Origin of the sequence: Flammeovirga sp. SubArs3 (assembly GCF_947387565.1) — a bacterium.
In the GTDB taxonomy this organism is placed as follows: domain Bacteria; phylum Bacteroidota; class Bacteroidia; order Cytophagales; family Flammeovirgaceae; genus Flammeovirga; species Flammeovirga agarivorans.
Genome location: NZ_CANDOA010000003.1, coordinates 1 through 17,421, shown reverse-complemented (window position 1 = coordinate 17,421; position 17,421 = coordinate 1). Strand labels below are relative to the sequence as shown.

At 34.0% G+C, this 17,421-nt stretch carries 8 protein-coding genes; 1 reads left to right on the top strand and 7 read right to left on the bottom strand.

The window, feature by feature from the left end; genetic code table 11:
- Positions 1-316: 316 nt before the first annotated feature.
- From QL232_RS09250 to QL232_RS09220, 7 genes are all read right to left on the bottom strand, one after another.
- Complete coding sequence (locus tag QL232_RS09250; protein ID WP_168882875.1) at positions 317-502, bottom strand: hypothetical protein; 186 nt, start codon at positions 500-502, stop codon at positions 317-319.
- Between the two features lie 162 nt (positions 503-664).
- Positions 665-2,059, bottom strand: coding sequence for a TolC family protein (locus QL232_RS09245; RefSeq protein WP_168882874.1), 1,395 nt, complete (start codon positions 2,057-2,059; stop codon positions 665-667).
- Entirely contained in the window at positions 2,046-5,210 is a 3,165-nt protein-coding gene (locus QL232_RS09240) for an efflux RND transporter permease subunit (protein WP_281613911.1), read from the bottom strand. The genes QL232_RS09245 and QL232_RS09240 overlap by 14 nt, the downstream gene beginning before the upstream one ends.
- A 7-nt stretch (positions 5,211-5,217) precedes the next feature.
- Positions 5,218-6,324: an efflux RND transporter periplasmic adaptor subunit gene (locus tag QL232_RS09235; protein ID WP_281613910.1), complete on the bottom strand. Its 1,107-nt coding sequence runs from the start codon at positions 6,322-6,324 to the stop codon at positions 5,218-5,220.
- A gap of 132 nt (positions 6,325-6,456) precedes the next feature.
- A complete protein-coding gene (locus QL232_RS09230; protein WP_281613909.1) occupies positions 6,457-7,548 on the bottom strand; it encodes an ArsO family NAD(P)H-dependent flavin-containing monooxygenase in 1,092 nt (363 codons plus the stop codon).
- 130 nt (positions 7,549-7,678) lie between these two features.
- Positions 7,679-8,629 carry a metallophosphatase gene (locus tag QL232_RS09225; protein WP_281613908.1) on the bottom strand — a complete coding sequence of 317 codons (951 nt, stop codon included), beginning with the start codon at positions 8,627-8,629 and terminating at the stop codon, positions 7,679-7,681.
- Positions 8,619-9,368, bottom strand: coding sequence for a 5'-nucleotidase (locus tag QL232_RS09220; RefSeq protein ID WP_281613907.1), 750 nt, complete (start codon positions 9,366-9,368; stop codon positions 8,619-8,621). Before QL232_RS09220 ends, QL232_RS09225 begins: the two co-directional genes overlap by 11 nt.
- A gap of 301 nt (positions 9,369-9,669) precedes the next feature.
- Between QL232_RS09220 and QL232_RS09215 the strand changes: the two genes are divergently transcribed.
- A partial coding sequence (locus QL232_RS09215; RefSeq protein ID WP_281613906.1) for a hypothetical protein occupies positions 9,670-17,421 on the top strand: 7,752 nt, incomplete at its 3' end.

Sequence of the window (17,421 nt, the reverse complement as noted above, 5' to 3'; positions counted from 1 at the left end):
ACAGCTCTGAAGGGGACTGTCCGCTACGAATTCATTTCAAAACTAAAACACAAATCAAAGCAAATAAAAAATGTATGTAGTACAATTAAGGATACATATACATTTCTCAATCACAAAAAAAAGGGTACAAAGAAAATCTAGCTATAGGGTACACAAAAGTCGAAAAACATCATTTTTGATATAAAAAACAAAGGTTCTTAGGGAGACATACATTACATATAAAAAATAAAAAAAGGTAAATCACTTAAAGATTTTTCTTTAGCGATTTACCAGGTGTTTGCGTGGGGTAGTTTAAATTAAGAGATACTTTTTCTTGTTATCTTTTGATGTGTAACTCATCAGAAAAGTAATTTTTTGAAAAAGTATAAGGAGTATCTTTCACCATTTCTTGTTGGTTTTTGTCTTTCGTTTCAGGTACATCATGATCAATAAATACTGCCATAACATACATTAAATAAAAAGGAACTAAGTAGAAAAAAGAGAGTAATGTCTTCGCTTTCATAAAATAGATTTTTACTGGCTTCTATTTAGTAAAAGATAAACGAAGTGGGATGTACTTACATTCATTGAAATATTTATGTATTTTCTTCTTTCTGTATAAAAAACAAAAATCATCCTCAGAAAATTCCAAGGATGATTGATTTTATTGTGATTTCTTGAAAAATTAATTCCAACCACCACCTAATGCATTATATAGTTTTATATACTCTGTGATCTTAATTAACTCATTATCGACAAGTACTAGCTCTGCCTGTAATAGGTTTTGCCTCGCCGTAATTACCTCCAGATAATTTGCAGATCCTGACGATAATAAATCTTGTGAGTAATCAACAGCAAAACGGTAAGCATCGCACACCTCTAATTGGTTCTCAATTATTAAGTTTTGCTTATTGATGACTAATACAGAATTAGAAACTTCTTGACCAGCAAATAATATCTGTTGCTGAAAGTTTAAAAGTGCCTTTCTTTCTTCAGCTTGAGTGATCTCATAATCTGTTTTGATCTGTCTTTTATTCCAGATAGGTTGTGTCATTTGTCCTAAAATATTGAACATAAATGACTGAGGATTAAACCAATCTTGTATTTCAACACTTTGTAAACCGCCATTTAGAGATATAGACACAGAAGGATAAAAATTAGATTTTGAGATATTTACCCTCTCAAAAGCAGATATTAAATTGTATTCTGCTGCTTTTACATCTGGTCGGTTTTCTAATAATTGTAGTGGTACCCCCACATCCAGTTTAAAATCAAATCGATCATGAAAAGTCGTATCTCTTTGTACTTCCTGACCTGGAATACCCATGAGGAAAGAGATAACATTTTCAGAAAGTTGTGCTTGTTTTTCAGCCTCTACTAATAGCAATTTAGAATTGGCTAATAAGGCTTCCGATTGTTTCACTGCGACCAAAGTCAATTCACCAGAACCATACAGTGCTTTCGTTGTCTCTAAACTTTCTTCTCTTGAAGTAATCGTTTTCAGTAAGATCTCTTTTTGCTTGTCGAAGCCAATTAATCGATAATAATTAAAAGCAATTTGACTAACTAAGTTTGAGATCACCGCTTTCTTTACTTCTTGCTGCTGAAGGTAATTATTCTTCGACAATTCTGTTGTCGCTTTCAACTTGCCCCAAATATCAGCTTCCCAAGTAATGTTTGCCGTTACATCATAATTCCATTGATCTGGGAAAACACTACCAAATGCTGAATTTGGAGAGTTTTTCTGATACGATGCTCCAAGATTACCATTGATGGTCGGCATTTGAGCCATTTTTCCTTGCTTAAATAATGATTCTGCGATTTTTACATTTTCTAAAGCAATTCGAACATCAAAATTATTTGTAATGCCTTGCTGAATATAATTTCTCAACAAAGAATCCTGAAAATATTCTGACCAAGCAATATTTGCGAAATTCGCGACAGTATCTACTTCATCTTGAATTCGGTACAATTGATCATTATCAATTTCTACAGTTCTTGTATAATCTTTTCGAATTAAACAAGATGTTGTAAGTGATCCTATCAAGACACTTACAAACAATATTTTAATTAGACGCATTTTCTAAATCTTTATCTGCTGTTGGTGTTTCAATAGACTTTTTACCTAATCCGAAGAAATGTTCTTGAATAGATTGGAAAATCATAAATAATACTGGAATAAAAACTAAACCCAATACAGTACCTACAAATAAACCTGCTACTGCACCTGTACCAATTGACCTGTTACCTGCTGCTCCAACTCCAGATGCTAAAACTAAAGGCATCAACCCTAAGATAAAGGCAAATGATGTCATTAAAATTGGACGAATACGTTCTCTTGCCCCTTCAATTGCCGAATCATAAATACTTAATCCTTCATGTCTTCGCTGTAAGGCAAATTCGATAATCAAAATGGCATTTTTGGCAAGTAATCCCACCAACATAATCATGGCTACCTGGAAATAAATATTGTTCTCTAAGCCCGCCATATATGTAAATCCATATGCTCCCACGATACCAAAAGGCAATGAGAATAATACAGCGAAAGGCAAGATATAACTCTCATATTGTGCAGCTAAGAACAAATAGGTAAACAAAATACTTAGCATAAAAATATAGAAAGATTGTCCTGATGAATTAATCTCTTCTCTTGTTAAACCAGAAAAGGCAATTTCATAATTCAATGGTAATTCTTCTTCTGCTATTCTTTTTATGGCTTCAATGGCTTCTCCTGATGAATGCCCAGGAGCAAGACCACCTGAGATAGATACAGCATTATATAAGTTGAATCGTTTTATCGACTGCGGGCCATAAGTTCTATTAAGTTTTACAAACTCTGATACTTGAACCATAGTACCATTTGTATTTCTAACAAAAATATTATCCAAGCTCGATGCATCTTTTCTATCACTTGGTTTTGCCTGCATATTTACTCTTAACTGTTTACCAAATCGAGTAAAGTCTGCTACATAATAACCACCAATAAAACCTTGTAAAGACCTAAAAATATCCCCAACATTAACACCTGATTCTTTAGCCTTGGCTACGTTAATGTCCATTTCTAATTGAGGTACATTGACATTAAATGAGTTGGAAGCAAAACCTACTGATTCATCCTGCATAATAGCATTAGTGAAATTTTTAGCTACCTCATCCAATCCTTTTAACGAACCAGAAGCTTTATCTAAAATTTGGAATTCGAAACCATCTGCACTACCAAAACCTGGGATACTTGGAGGTACAAAGAATATTACTTGTGCAGAGTTGATATGTGCAGTTCTCTTTTTCAGTTCCGCCATAATACCATCAAGACTAGTTTCAGGTGTCGTTCTTTCATCATATCCTTTCAAGAGTACAAAACCTAAAGCATAAGAACTACCAGCACCAGAAAAGAAGTTGGAACCTGATCTCATGGAAGCAGAATGTACTCCAGGAATATCTTTTATGTTTCCGAGGATTTCTTCTGAAACAGCAAAAGTTCTATCCATTGATGAACCAATTGGCAACTCAATATTCACAAACACTACTCCTCTATCTTCTTTAGGAACAAATCCTGATGGAGTCACTAAATTGAAATAGTAAGCACCACCAACTGAAAACATTAAGGCTACAAAAGTCAACCATTTGTAACGTAGAAATACCTGTAATGTCCTTGTGTACTTTCTTACCCCAATATCAAATGCCAAATTGAAGGCATCATAGAATTTATCTATCAAAGATTTCTTTTGATGTTCATGCCCTCCTTTTAAGAAAATCACACACAAAGCAGGTGATAGTGTAAGTGCATTGACGGCTGATATCAGAATAGCTATGATCAACGTTACTCCAAATTGCTCATAGAATACACCAGAAGGGCCATTCACAAAAGTAATTGGAATAAATACCGCTGCCATTACTAAGGTGATTGAGATAATAGCTCCTCCAATTTCACTCATCGCTTTACTTGTCGCTTTGTAAGCATCCGTCATTCCTCCGTCCATTTTAGCATGTACAGCCTCAACAACAACAATAGCATCATCTACCACAATGCCAATGGCTAAAACCATGGCAAACAAAGTCAATAGGTTAACGGAATATCCAAATAGACCTAAAAAGAAGAAAGTACCGATGATCGCTACAGGTACAGCAATAGCTGGAATTAATGTAGACTTAAAATCTTGTAAGAAGATTAATACTACCAGGAATACCAAAATAAAAGCCTCAAATAATGTATGTTGAACTTTTTCCATGGATGCCGTTAAGAAACGGTTAGTATCATAGTTAATCACATACTTTACACCATCAGGAAAATTCTTTTCTAATCTTTGTAACTCTTTATGTAGGTTTTCAATTACCTCTTGAGCATTTGAACCTGGTGTTTGGAAAATACCAAAACTAACACTTGGATAGCCTAAAGTGATACTTTTGGTATCATAAGAAAAGGCATCTAGTTCTATATCTGCTACGTCTTTCAGTCGTAAGAATTTACCATTTCCTTCTGAACGGATAATTATATCTTCATACTCCTTTTTATTCTTATACCTACCTTTGTATTTGATCACATATTCAAAAGGTTCACCCGCATTTTGACCTAATGCACCAGCTGCAGCTTCTAAACTTTGTTCTTTAACAGCATCCTGAATATCAGTAGTCGTCAACTTATAGTTGGCCATTTTTGCTGGGTCCAACCAAATCCTCATTGAATAATCTCTTGCTCCAAATACATTCACTGAAGCCACACCCTTTACCCTTTGTAATTCTGGTTTTAATTGAATGTTAAGGTAATTGGATACAAAAGTCTCATCATAATCTTTATTTTCTGAATAAACAGCAGCATAAAGAAGAGCTGAATTTTGTTGCTTTTGAGTAATCACACCTGAACGAATCACTTCGGCAGGAAGTTTTGCATTCGCTCTTGCCACTCTGTTTTGAACGTTTACAGCAGCCACATCAGGATCAATTCCTTGCTCGAAGAAGACAGTAATAGAAGCATCTCCATTATTACTCGCTGAAGAAGTCATGTAGGTCATTCCTTCCACTCCATTAATTTGCTCTTCGATAGGCACAACAACACTCTCTAAAATTGTTTCTGCACTCGCTCCAGGATAGGTTGCTGACACAGAAACTGTTGGAGGTGCAATATCAGGATATTGAGAAACAGGTAGATTCATATAGCCTAGAATACCCAATAAAGTAATCACAACAGAGATCACTGTGGATAAAACAGGTCTATCTATAAATTTTTGTAACATGATTGGTTTATCTGAATTGTGTAGAATAGGTATTAAGCACATCCTCTACAGATGTAGCATCTGCAATAATTTTCTGACCAGACCTAACAATGTTCACACCTTCTGCTAGAATTTGATCTCCTTTCTTTATTCCACCTTCTACAACTAGTAATTTCCCCGTTTTTATAGAGCTTTCTATCTTCTTTGTATATAAAGAATCTGTCTCAGAAACTCTATACACTAACGTTTGTCCTTGTTGTTCGAATGTTGATTGGAATGGAATTACCAATGCATCTTCCATTTCATTTTTAAGAATCACTCTCCCTGAAGAACCATCTCTTAATATACCTTCAGGGTTAGGGAATTTTGCTCTAAATGACACAGATCCCGTATTCTGATCTATTGAACCAGAAATGGTTACGATTTTACCTTGATGCGTATAATCACTGCCATCTGCTAACTGAAGTGTCACTGCTTCCATATTTTGAATACGGTCTTCCATTGTTTTCCCTTTGACATTCTTAGTGAAAGCAAGAAAATCCTTCTCATTCATAGAGAAATAAGCAAATACATTCTTAATGTCTGAAACTTCCGTTAAAGATGGCGTACTTGGTCCAACCAGAGTACCTTGTCTAAAATTAATTGACCCTACAACTCCATTTACAGGGCTTGTAATTGTTGCGTAACTGATCTGTGCGTATATAGTGTTAAGGTTACTTTTAGTTTGGGCCAATTTAGCTTCTGCAGTTTTCAGTTGAATTTCACTGATCACTTTCTTCTCTACCAAAGGCTTTAACCTTTCCACTTCAACTTGTGCCGCATCTACCTGTGCTTTAGCAGTTTGTGCTTCTTCACTTAATGAAGCAGTTTCAATATGAAAGAGTTTTTGTCCCTTTCTAACCTCCTGACCTTCATCTACATATACAGCATCAATGTAGCCACTTATTTTTGCTCGCACTTCACTACTTACTTCTCCTCTAATGCTTGTAGGATAGGATTTTGTATAAGATATGTCACGTTGTTCTACAGCTACCACTTTATATTTTTTGGGAGCTTTAGTTTGCATCTTTTGTTCTTTTTTACCGCATGAGAAGAAGATCATTAAAGGCAAAATGAACTTGATAAATTGATTCATTAAAGTTAGGTTAAAAATAAAATTAGTGAGTTTAGTCGTTCACACAAATGTCAGATGAAATTTCGAATTATTTATGTTTGCTAGTTCTTATTTAATAATTTTTAATATAAATCAAGACTTATACGATATTATCTAGGGTTTAATATCCAAAATCGGTACAAAATCCTCAAAATCCATTAGATATTGTATGACCTCTTCAGCTGTTTTCTCGGCTGTTTTTCCCACACCGTGTATTGTTGCTGAGGCAAATCCAGTCCAATTACCATAACCAACGGCCCATAGTCCTTCTTTTTGCAACACTCTTGTACCCTCTGTTTCTATTTTATGGTTTTGAACGATGTCTAAGGAGTTCAGAAAAGAGAAATTGGGTTTAAAACCGGTACACCATATCACCGCATCAAACACTTGATGTTCGTTGTTTTCATGCCAAATAACACCGTCCTCAACGAAAGAAAAATTTGACTTTCTTGCCGTTAAGTCACCTCTCTTTTTTGCTTCTTTTACACTTTCCAACATCACAATATCACTAAGAATACGGTCTTTATGATCTTGAAAATGTTCATTTTTATCTTGTTCAGTTTGAGAAGCCGAATCAAATAAATACCTACCATCAACTTCATCAGGAAGAAACCTTGGTGGAATACGAGTAGCCCATTGAACATCATGGGTTCTAGACACCTCAGAAACGATTTGAGCACCACTATTACCTCCACCAATAATAAGGATTTTATTCCCTTTTAATTGATCGGGATTTCGATAATAATAGGAATGCAATAATTGTCCTTTAAAGTCTCTCATTCCTTCATATTTAGGAATGTAGGGAGTACTTGTCGCACCGGTACAAGAAATAACAACTTTTGTCTCAACTTCCCCTTTTGTAGTCTCTACAGTATAATATTTACAGTTTTCTTTGACACTTTGAACCGTGACAGGTCTTTCGATTGGAAAACCATAACGTTGCTCATATTTATCAAGGTAATCTATAAATTCCTCTCTTGAAGGGTATTTTATTTCTTTCGGTGGTGGTAACATCCAGCCAGATAATGATGAATAAATTCCAGGTGAAAAAAGTTGTAAAGAATCCCAACCTTTTGACCATGACCCTCCAGCCTTTTCATTTTCATCTAAGATCAAAAAGTTAATCTTATATCTATGTAAAAAGTATGCTACGGATAACCCTGTCTGACCTCCACCTATAATGACGACATCATATTTTCGATCCATCTTTCTGTGAGTTATGTTTAATAAAGAATCAGAAGACTAGGTAACTACTGATATTAAAAAATATAGAAAATTTGTTGTAACTGAATGCAATATAGTTAAAAATATATAATAACGGAGTATTAAAATAGTCCTATTTAATTGCGTATGATTGGAAATGATCAGAACTATAAGCAAGTGGTTTATTATCGTTGAAATAAAAATCCAGTCTACCTACTTTAATACCTGCATAACCTACCTGTGTTACTAATACATCTTTATCTTCAGCATTCTTCATTACAGTAGGTTCATCCAAGAAGGTATGAGAGTGCCCACCAATGATAACATCAATGTACTTGGTCTTCTTAGCTAACTGATGATCATCTTCGTCACCTTTGTTAAATGCTGTATAACCTAAATGAGATAAACATATTACTAAATCACAATTTTCTTCAAACTTTAAAAGTTTACTAAATTGTTGTGCTGCATCTATTCCACTACTATATTTTGTTTCTTGATAGCAAGATTTTGACACCAAGCCATCTAGTTTTATTCCTATACCAAATACACCTATTTTAATCCCATCTTTATGAAAAATCTTGTACGGTTTAGTTTTTCCATCCATAGAAGTATTTGAGAAATCATAGTTAGTAATTAACAGATCAAAATCAGTATGAGGCATCACATTTGATAGCCCATCTACTTTATTATCGAAGTCATGATTCCCAATTGTTGCTGCATCATACCCCATTTTAGACATACTTTTCATTTCAATTTCACCTTTGAAAAAATTGAAATAAGGAGTACCCTGAAAAATATCTCCAGCATCTAGTAATAGTACATTTTCTTGTTCAGCTCTTACCTGATCAATAAATTGCTTTCTTTTTGCCACCCCAGCCATATTAGGATAGTGTTTGTGAGAAGATGGAAATGGATCAATCTGACTATGCGTATCGTTGGTATGTAAGATGGTGATTTGCTTTAATTTATTGGTAGCAAATAAAGTTGAAGGCACCAAAAAACCTAATGTTCCTAATGCAGTACCTTTCGATAAAAGTTTCACAAATTCTCTTCTCGACTGATTCAGATCCTTCTTATTTGACATCGTATAATCTTTTCCCATGATTCACCTTAACTTCTTTTACATCTACACAGTAATCAATGATTGCATCGCGAAGAAGAATATCTGTCATTGATGAGTTTTTTGATTTTTTGAAAAACGCCATATTATCTCCTCCTTCAAAAAGGTAGTCCGTCGTTAGAACAGCATATAGCTTATTAGGATCTACTTTTTCACCGCCAACTAAAGGTTCATAAGGCTTCCCTTCTTTTATTCCTAATTGTATGCCTGAAACCGGTGCTTTATATTCAGCAACATACTCAAATAAATCTTCCAGGTCACTCCCTTTTAAACGAGCAATAACCAACTGATTATCAAAGGGCATTAATTTAAAAGCATGACGTTTCGAGATATCTCCCTTAAAAATTGAGGCTCTAAAACCACCATTATTCATAATACATAAATCTATTGTATTACCCGTCTCTTTTTCAACAACATATACACTGAGATCACATACAAAATTGCCTAATTTATTATTTGGATAATCAATAGTTAAATCTTCATTGACTTTTGCTATCACTTGATCCATCTGAGCATCCAATTCTTTTTTATAAGGAAGGATAAAATTAGTCATGCTCGTATCCGCTTGAATTTGCTCATTCATCGCATTACTTACAAAGTCTATTTTCGAAAGATCATCTTTAGATTTTTTACAGCTGACACTACTAAATAATAACAGCACTAGGTAAAAAGCAAACGTCTTAATTTTAACGTATCTTATCATTTAAAATATCAAGTTAATTTATCGGTGCAATATGGCAAACTGTACCGCAACTGTCAATTTATTTCACCTGATTACAGAAATAGTACAATTAAAACATTCAATAATTTATTGATAATCAAGAGTTATATTTTTGTCATTTTTATAAAAAAAGTACATCAAGAACACTATTTGATAAAGAATTTGATATAAAAAATATGATAGTAGAAAGATTAGAAGTAATTTCGTAACTTATATTTAATAATATTCGTTAACACGATAAACTAAGTTTTTTAATTTCACTCAACAAAATCTAATGACTAACATGACGAAACTATACATTAAGTCATTTGCTGTTTTTCTTTCTACTTTATCTTTCTTTCTAATTTCATCCGCTGTCTTTTCACAAAATATTGAAGAAACACACGTAATTGAAGAAGGTAACGGAACGGGTAATACTTTCGGTTCACATATTACAATATCCCCAGATGGTAAATCGATTATCACTCATGGTGATGACGGCACAACAAACTTTTATGATTACGATAATAATGAAGTACAACTAGTACATACTGAACAATCGGAATATAAAAAGCGAACTATTAACGTTGATGGTGAAAACCATGTATTTTATCTATTACCATATAATGGATATATAGAAAATGATGGAGCTTTTCCAAGAGGCGATTACAAAACATCTGCAGATGATAACCACAAAATTTGGGTAAGTCCGCAATCTGAGGGGACTCATTATTTCTACATTCACGTGTACAACTTCAACATGGGTAGTCCATTATCAGATGGATTTGAAGTTGTTGAAATTGATCAAAAATTAGGAGCCTCTGATATTTCAATATTTAGCGAAGGTTATTTTGGTTATTTCCCGACCATAAGTGTTGGTGCTGAAGAAGACGATAATAATGTAAAAGGTCAGAAAGTGATCTTTAAATCAGATTGGGAACTTTATATCAGCGACCCTCAATATGATGGTTATACTGGTCGAGTTATCAAATATGAAATTGAAGGTGGATTCTGGAAATACAAAGAAGCTAAATCTTTATATGATGCGGGTATCGATTATGGGAATGCTTTCGGCTCTCATTTCGAGCTTACAAGAAATAGCTCAGATGGGGTTGCATTCTTCGTTCATGGCAATGGTGAAGTTTCAATTACTGATTTTAATAATCCAACATCAAAAGGGATTACAAAAAACATTAGTCCATATGGTAACCTAACTGGTACTTACTCTTCTTTCGAAAATGTCAATTTAAGTATTCAATTTACTGAGATCCTTAAATTTGAAAATGCCGGAAAGGAACATCTTGAGTTTTTCAAGTTAGATCAGGTCGATAAAGTTGATGAAGGTATCAGAATCAACTCTACTGATTATGACAAGATATATGATGTATTTGTTTACAGTGATAAAATAATTGTCGCTGGTTTAAGAGGTAGTGACGAAGTTATTGAAGAATACATTCCTGGTACTTTCTTCGATTCATTTACCCTAGCGAACTCTGTTAAGATTGGTACTGGTTCTGTAGCCTCTTCTCAACTTCATATTATGGAAGATGATGAGAGTTTTTCAGTTTTCTCTAGAACGGAACAAGAAATCAAAGTTTTCGATAAAAGCGATATTACTGCTACAGCTACAAAACTTAGTTTTAAAGATGTAACTTCTTGGACAGGCTTTGGTAGCGGTATGGGAATGATATATAACAATGTTATTGTTGGTGATAACTATCAAAACAACTTCTCAATTCAGGCCATTCCTTATGTCACAATAGCTGATGGTAATTGGTGGGAAAGTAAAGCTTGGTCAGGGGGGAAATCTCCAGATAGTCAAGATAAAAATGCTCATGTATATATAGACCACAGCCTTAGCTTAAATTATAATGAGTCATATCATTCAATGACTGTCAATGCCTCTGGTTATTTAACATTATTAAGTGCCGGGGAAGGGTCTTCTGCTGAATTAACAGTACCCAATTTCAAAAATGATGGTACGATTACTATACAAAAATTTGGAGGTCTAATTTGTGAGAACATTCAAAATACTGGTATCATCACCTTTGCGGATGATTATTCTACTTTTGAATCTAAAAACTTAGTGAGTGATGGTACAGTTACTATTGGATCAGGTAATAATACCACCCTTGGAGGTAAAATCAATGGTGTTCTTAATACTTATAGTGACTTAAATATTGGATATAATTTTGAGGTAAATGGACTAATCAATTTTGGTACTGAAGATGTCGGTATTGTAATGAGTCCTATTGATGCTGATATTACCTTCCAATCAAATAATACATATATTTCAACGTACGTTGAAGTCTTAAATAAGAATAGTAATTCTTTCAAAGCAAGCATTAAAAATAACCTTTGGTTAAAAGACAAATTATTAATCAATTCTGACAATTTTGACTTTAAACAATTAAGCTTAAGAATTGGTAATAACAATACAGATGAAGCTTTAATAGATTCAAGAGTAAATAAACCTATTGAACTTAAAGCTCTTGAAGTTGCATATAAGACAACTCTATTAAATAATGATGGTTCTGATGGAGATGAGTTTATCATCGAAGACAATATTAAATTGGATGGTGACTTGTACTTACAAGGCATAAACTTGGTGGTACCATACAGAAACTCCAATACTGTATTTGATGGTGACGCGAATGTCTATTATTCTTCTAGTTATGATGAATATGTACTTGTTGAGTTTAGAAATAGTGTAACTACACCCTTCTCTATTGATCTACCATTCTACTCTGAAGAAACTGACGATGGATCAACAGGAATCTATTACGATGCTTCATTAACTCTTAATGTTACTAAGCTTAATACTACATCAGGTCGAGTTGGCATACTGTTCTTTACCAATAAATTTGACTCTTATGACGATTTAATCTTTGAACAAGATGGAGAGTTTTATGGTCTTATGCCTGGTAAAAGCTGGTATATTGAGGGCGGTGAAGGTGTTTCATCTATTGCAGGTAGTATTACTACAGCAATAACTAATACATATGACTGGAATATTACGGATGCATCAGAGTTGGTTTTAGAGAAAGATGATAGTGGGACAAAAAACATTATTACTGCTACTGGAGATCTTTCAAATGTTGCTTTCGGTGCTTTCAACCCAGATGAACAAAGTGTACATAACGTACGTGTACTAACGACTTCAATTGGAGGTACATTTACAACGGTTGCTAATAATGCTTGGGAAACATACCTATCATGGGACAAAGATAGAATCCCTAGATATCCTCAAGACAATGCCATTGTTGAACATACTATAGACATGCGTCTACCTCCAGAAGACTTTATTATTAATTCATTAGTTATTGATAATACTGCTTCTGAAAATAGTGCTGAGGTGAATCTAGTTTCAACATCAGATGGAACAAATTACGCTTTGGAACCTTATTATTTCTTCACTCAAAACTTAAATCTTTATAGTGGCGGTGTTTTTGAATTGGACTATGTGAATCTTGAGGTTTTAAATGATATTACACTTGATGGTGTTATTGCAAACACTTTTGATAAAGCAAAAGTAGTTGATACCTCCGCTCCTCATTTTAGTTTCTATGGTGAAAAAATCTCTTCTACAGACCCTGATAATTCTCAGATTTTTGTATCCAACTTTAATGTAGAAGATGGAGAAGCTACAAGAACAATTCAAATTGATGTTCCTTTAACAATCGATGAAGGTTTATTTCATGTTTATGGTAATAATGAAACAATAATTACCAATCAATTAAACCTTATCAATGGTGCAAGATTCACAAGAGGTCATGATTTCACTATTAATAATAGTGGCTCCACTGCCAATGATTATAATTTCACATTTCACACAGAAGAAAGTCATCACTTTAACAACCTAACATTAATTGATGTCAATTCATTTACTTTTGAGTCTAATGCTGTTATTAGAAACTCTCTTGTAGCCTCACAAACACAAGCAATTTATATAGCTGGTGCTTCACAATTAGACGTACTCGGTGATGAGCTTGATGGATCATATATACCAAATAGTACCCCATTTAAATTAGAGGTTCCTTTATTTGCAGGAGCTGATGGGGCTTACCCTTCTGATCTTAATATTGATATTGAGGACGATCAAGAAAGAGCTTATGTAATTGGTGGTAGAGTTGAGAATATTAATTCAATTGGAGATACATTATATGTAATTGACCCTAATTGGATGACTTATGATGACACTAACAATTCATCAGGTGCTATCAAGTTTTTATTAAATAGCCCTGAATTTAATGCGAATTTACAAGCTGATAGTGAGTATGGTGGAACCTATCCATTTACCTTATTAAATAGTGAAGACGACAGTTTAGTAATTACTTACAGTATCTATGATCCGTTTACATATAAAAACAGACACAAAGATATTGATGAAGAGATAGTTATTGAGTACAATGGAGGTGAAATCACAAACTTTGCATTGAAAGACACATTACTTAATGATGGTTATGAAGATATCAAATTCAACCTAATTAAAGTACCTCTAACAGCAATTACAGACTTAGATAACTCTACCCATTTCAACATCGAGATTGACGTAAGAATGCGTCATAAAAAATATACAAATGTAACAACGAATTGGTCTACTATTATATTTGAGTACGTTCCTGAAGGCTATTTAGATACTAATGATATTGATGCTGTAGCAGACTTATTTACTTCTCTTACATTTAGAGACGGTGATTTTGCTTCAAACTTTGGTGTATCTTGGACTCCTACAGACCTTTACACATGGGATGGTGAAATGGCAGCAATGCCAGGTTTAGAAAACTATATCGATTTTGACGAATATGGTTTTCTTACATATATCGACATCTCGAATAAAAACGTTGAATCATGGAGTATCTCACACTTTGCAGGAGTAATTGAAGGCGGAGAAGGTGGGTTCCTAGAAGAGACTGGAGGCTTCAAAGGTGAGGTCCAAGTCAATGAAGGAGAATTAGAAATTCCGATTGGAGGTCCAGTCATCGGTTACTACAGTCATGTTACTATTAATGCTGATGGAAACTACCTCTACTTTGACCAGTTTGATGATTACTATGAAGGGACATCACCAACTATTCAATATACACCTGCTTCTCCATTTGAAGTGTATAATGAAACTTACACATTAGGAGATGATGATAAGTTCTCACTGAATGACAATTATCTATTCGGGGACACTTACGAGTGGTTAAAGAAAAACGAAGACTCTGGTGTATTCGAAGCAATTACTAATACGGATGAAAACCTTGGCATCACAGCTTTAGCTGACAACGGTACTTACCAAGCAAAACTTTACCCTCCTAATGAATGGGTATTTGATTTCCATTTAACTATTGAAATTAATATCAATGTTGAAAGAGGTCAAAAAGATAGAGATAACATGATTACTCTACTTGCTGAACTTGGACTAGGTAGCGATTATAATCCAGTTGATCCAATATGGGAATGGAATGACTCTATTAGAGTTGATGATTATGGATACGTTCGTAAGGTTAGTCTTGATGAAATGGACTTAACAGAAGCTCCAGCTTCATTAAGTAATTTCGCATATATCGATACATTATCATTGGAGAAGAATACCATTTCTTCATTAAATAATATCCCATCATTATCTGTCACTGAAGAATTAAATATCAACGACAACCAATTCTATTTTGATGATATTGATGACGTCAATAATAATGTAAACTTCACATTTGGTGCTGGTATTGACTTTGTTATTGGAAATCAAAATTATGCATCTGTAGAAGAAATTGAAGCAACTGTAAAAGGTGGTGAATCATATTCTGCCACTATTACACCTGTTCCTACTTACAGTAATCTTGTATACACTTGGGAACAGGACAATAGCTTCTTTAAAAATGATATTGAGTTCGACATTCCAATTATGGATAAAGTAGACGAAGGTAATTACATGTTATATGTATCATCTTCTGATATTCCTGATTTAAATATTAAAATCGCAGACATTGATATCACTTTTGCCCTTGGAGATCAAGATTCATCATATGTACATGATCTACTTACTGAACTTGGTATTACTTTCGAAGAAACTGATCCTTTCAGAAACTGGAACGACAATGGCATCATCACTAATATTGATGACCATGGATTAGTAACTAGTATTGACTTAAGTGGTTCAAGCCTAGACCATGTTCCTGATGCTTTAAGTAGTTTTGCTTCTCTGGATGAGTTATATATTAATGATAATAACATTTACTTTGATGAATTAGATGAACTATTAAGTTTACCAACAAGTGTCCTTGACTATGGAGAGCAAAATGTTACTCCTACTGTTATTAATGCTGTTGTAAAACATGGTGACAACTATACCTCATCAATCACCCAAGAATATAGTGACATCTCTTATGATTGGAAAAAAGGAATAACATCTGTATTCTCTACAAAAGATATTTCATTCTCTGATTTCCAACCTGGCGATGCTGGCACATATGATTTATCAGTTACATCGATGAGTCATAATGAAATAACATATGATCTATACCAAATCAACCTAACATACACTCTAGGTGATTATGATTCCGCTTACATTAGACAGTTTATCGTTGATTTAGGGAAAACAATCGATAACCCTTCTGATGGATTCAGAGACTGGACTGTAGATGGCGTGAGTTATACAGTAGACGCATATGGTGCTGTAACTACATTAAACATAAGTGGAAATGACCTTACTTCTATTCCGAGAAGTTTAGATAACTTAGGAAATCTTGAAACGTTAGATGTAACAAATAACCAGTTATATTTTGATGAATTGGATTATCTAAGCAGTATCGAACTAGTCAATTTTTATTATGGTAATCAGACCATTGATCCAGTTCAACAAGTAGATACAATTGTAAAAGGTGGCGAAGGGTATACTTCTGCTTTATCTGCTGCTCCTACTTACTCTGATTTAACTTACGAATGGGTTTTTGATAATGCAGGTTATTCTAATGTTCTAGACCTTGATATCTCAAACATGACTAGAGAAGATGAAGGTAACTATCAGTTATTTATCTCTTCCTCTAATCATGATGGACTAGAAATTAAGTTTGCTGACATTAATATTACTTTCGCTCTTGGTGATCAAGACTCTACAAAAGTCCATGATTTACTCACTGAACTTGGTATCACTTTTAATGAAGATGATCCGTTCAGAACATGGAATTCAGAAGGTATTATTACTACAGTTTACGATAATGGAGCTGTTATCGATATTGATCTATCAAATAAAAATCTTACAGAGGTTCCTTCTTCTTTAGCTGCTTTTGCTGATGTAGAAAATATCATTCTTGATGACAACAATATCTATTTCGATGAATTAGATGTGTTATTAGGGTACGATTCAGAAATTAACCTCACATATGACGGACAAAGTGTAACGCCTACTACAGTAAATGCTGTAGTAAAGCATGGTGATAGCTATACTTCATCTATCACACAAGATTATGCCGACATCACCTATAACTGGAAAAAAGGTAGTTCTTCACTGTTCGCTTCAAAAGATATCAGTTTCTCTGACTTCCAACCTGCTGATGCCGGTACATATGATTTATATGTAACTTCTACCACACATGCAGGACAAGAATACAACTTATACCAAATCAACCTGACTTATACTTTAGGCGACAGAGATTCCGCTTACATTAAACAAGTCGTCGCTGATTTAGGGAAAACGATTGATAATCCTTCTGATGAATTCAGAAACTGGACTATCGACGGGGTAAGCTATGTAGTGAATGATTATGGTGAAGTTACTTCATTAGACATCAGTGGTAATGATCTTACTTCTACTCCATCAAGTTTATTAAATCTTACCAACTTGGGCACTTTAGATGTAAGTGATAACCAATTGTACTTTGACGATTTAGATGTTCTAAGTGCAATGGGTGTAGCAAGTTTTGTGTATGATGGACAAACTATCGATCCGATACAAGAGTTAAATACAATTGTAAAAGGTGGCGAAGGATATACTTCTGCTTTATCAGCTGCTCCTACTTACTCTGATTTAACTTACGAATGGGTTTTTGACAATGCAGGTTATTCTAATGTTCTA

Coding starts and splice junctions, on each gene's coding strand:
- QL232_RS09250 (WP_168882875.1), bottom strand. CDS start 502: ATGAAAGCGAAGACATTACTCTCTTTTTTCTACTTAGTTCCTTTTTAT.
- QL232_RS09245 (WP_168882874.1), bottom strand. CDS start 2,059: ATGCGTCTAATTAAAATATTGTTTGTAAGTGTCTTGATAGGATCACTT.
- QL232_RS09240 (WP_281613911.1), bottom strand. CDS start 5,210: ATGTTACAAAAATTTATAGATAGACCTGTTTTATCCACAGTGATCTCT.
- QL232_RS09235 (WP_281613910.1), bottom strand. CDS start 6,324: ATGAATCAATTTATCAAGTTCATTTTGCCTTTAATGATCTTCTTCTCA.
- QL232_RS09230 (WP_281613909.1), bottom strand. CDS start 7,548: ATGGATCGAAAATATGATGTCGTCATTATAGGTGGAGGTCAGACAGGG.
- QL232_RS09225 (WP_281613908.1), bottom strand. CDS start 8,629: ATGTCAAATAAGAAGGATCTGAATCAGTCGAGAAGAGAATTTGTGAAA.
- QL232_RS09220 (WP_281613907.1), bottom strand. CDS start 9,368: ATGATAAGATACGTTAAAATTAAGACGTTTGCTTTTTACCTAGTGCTG.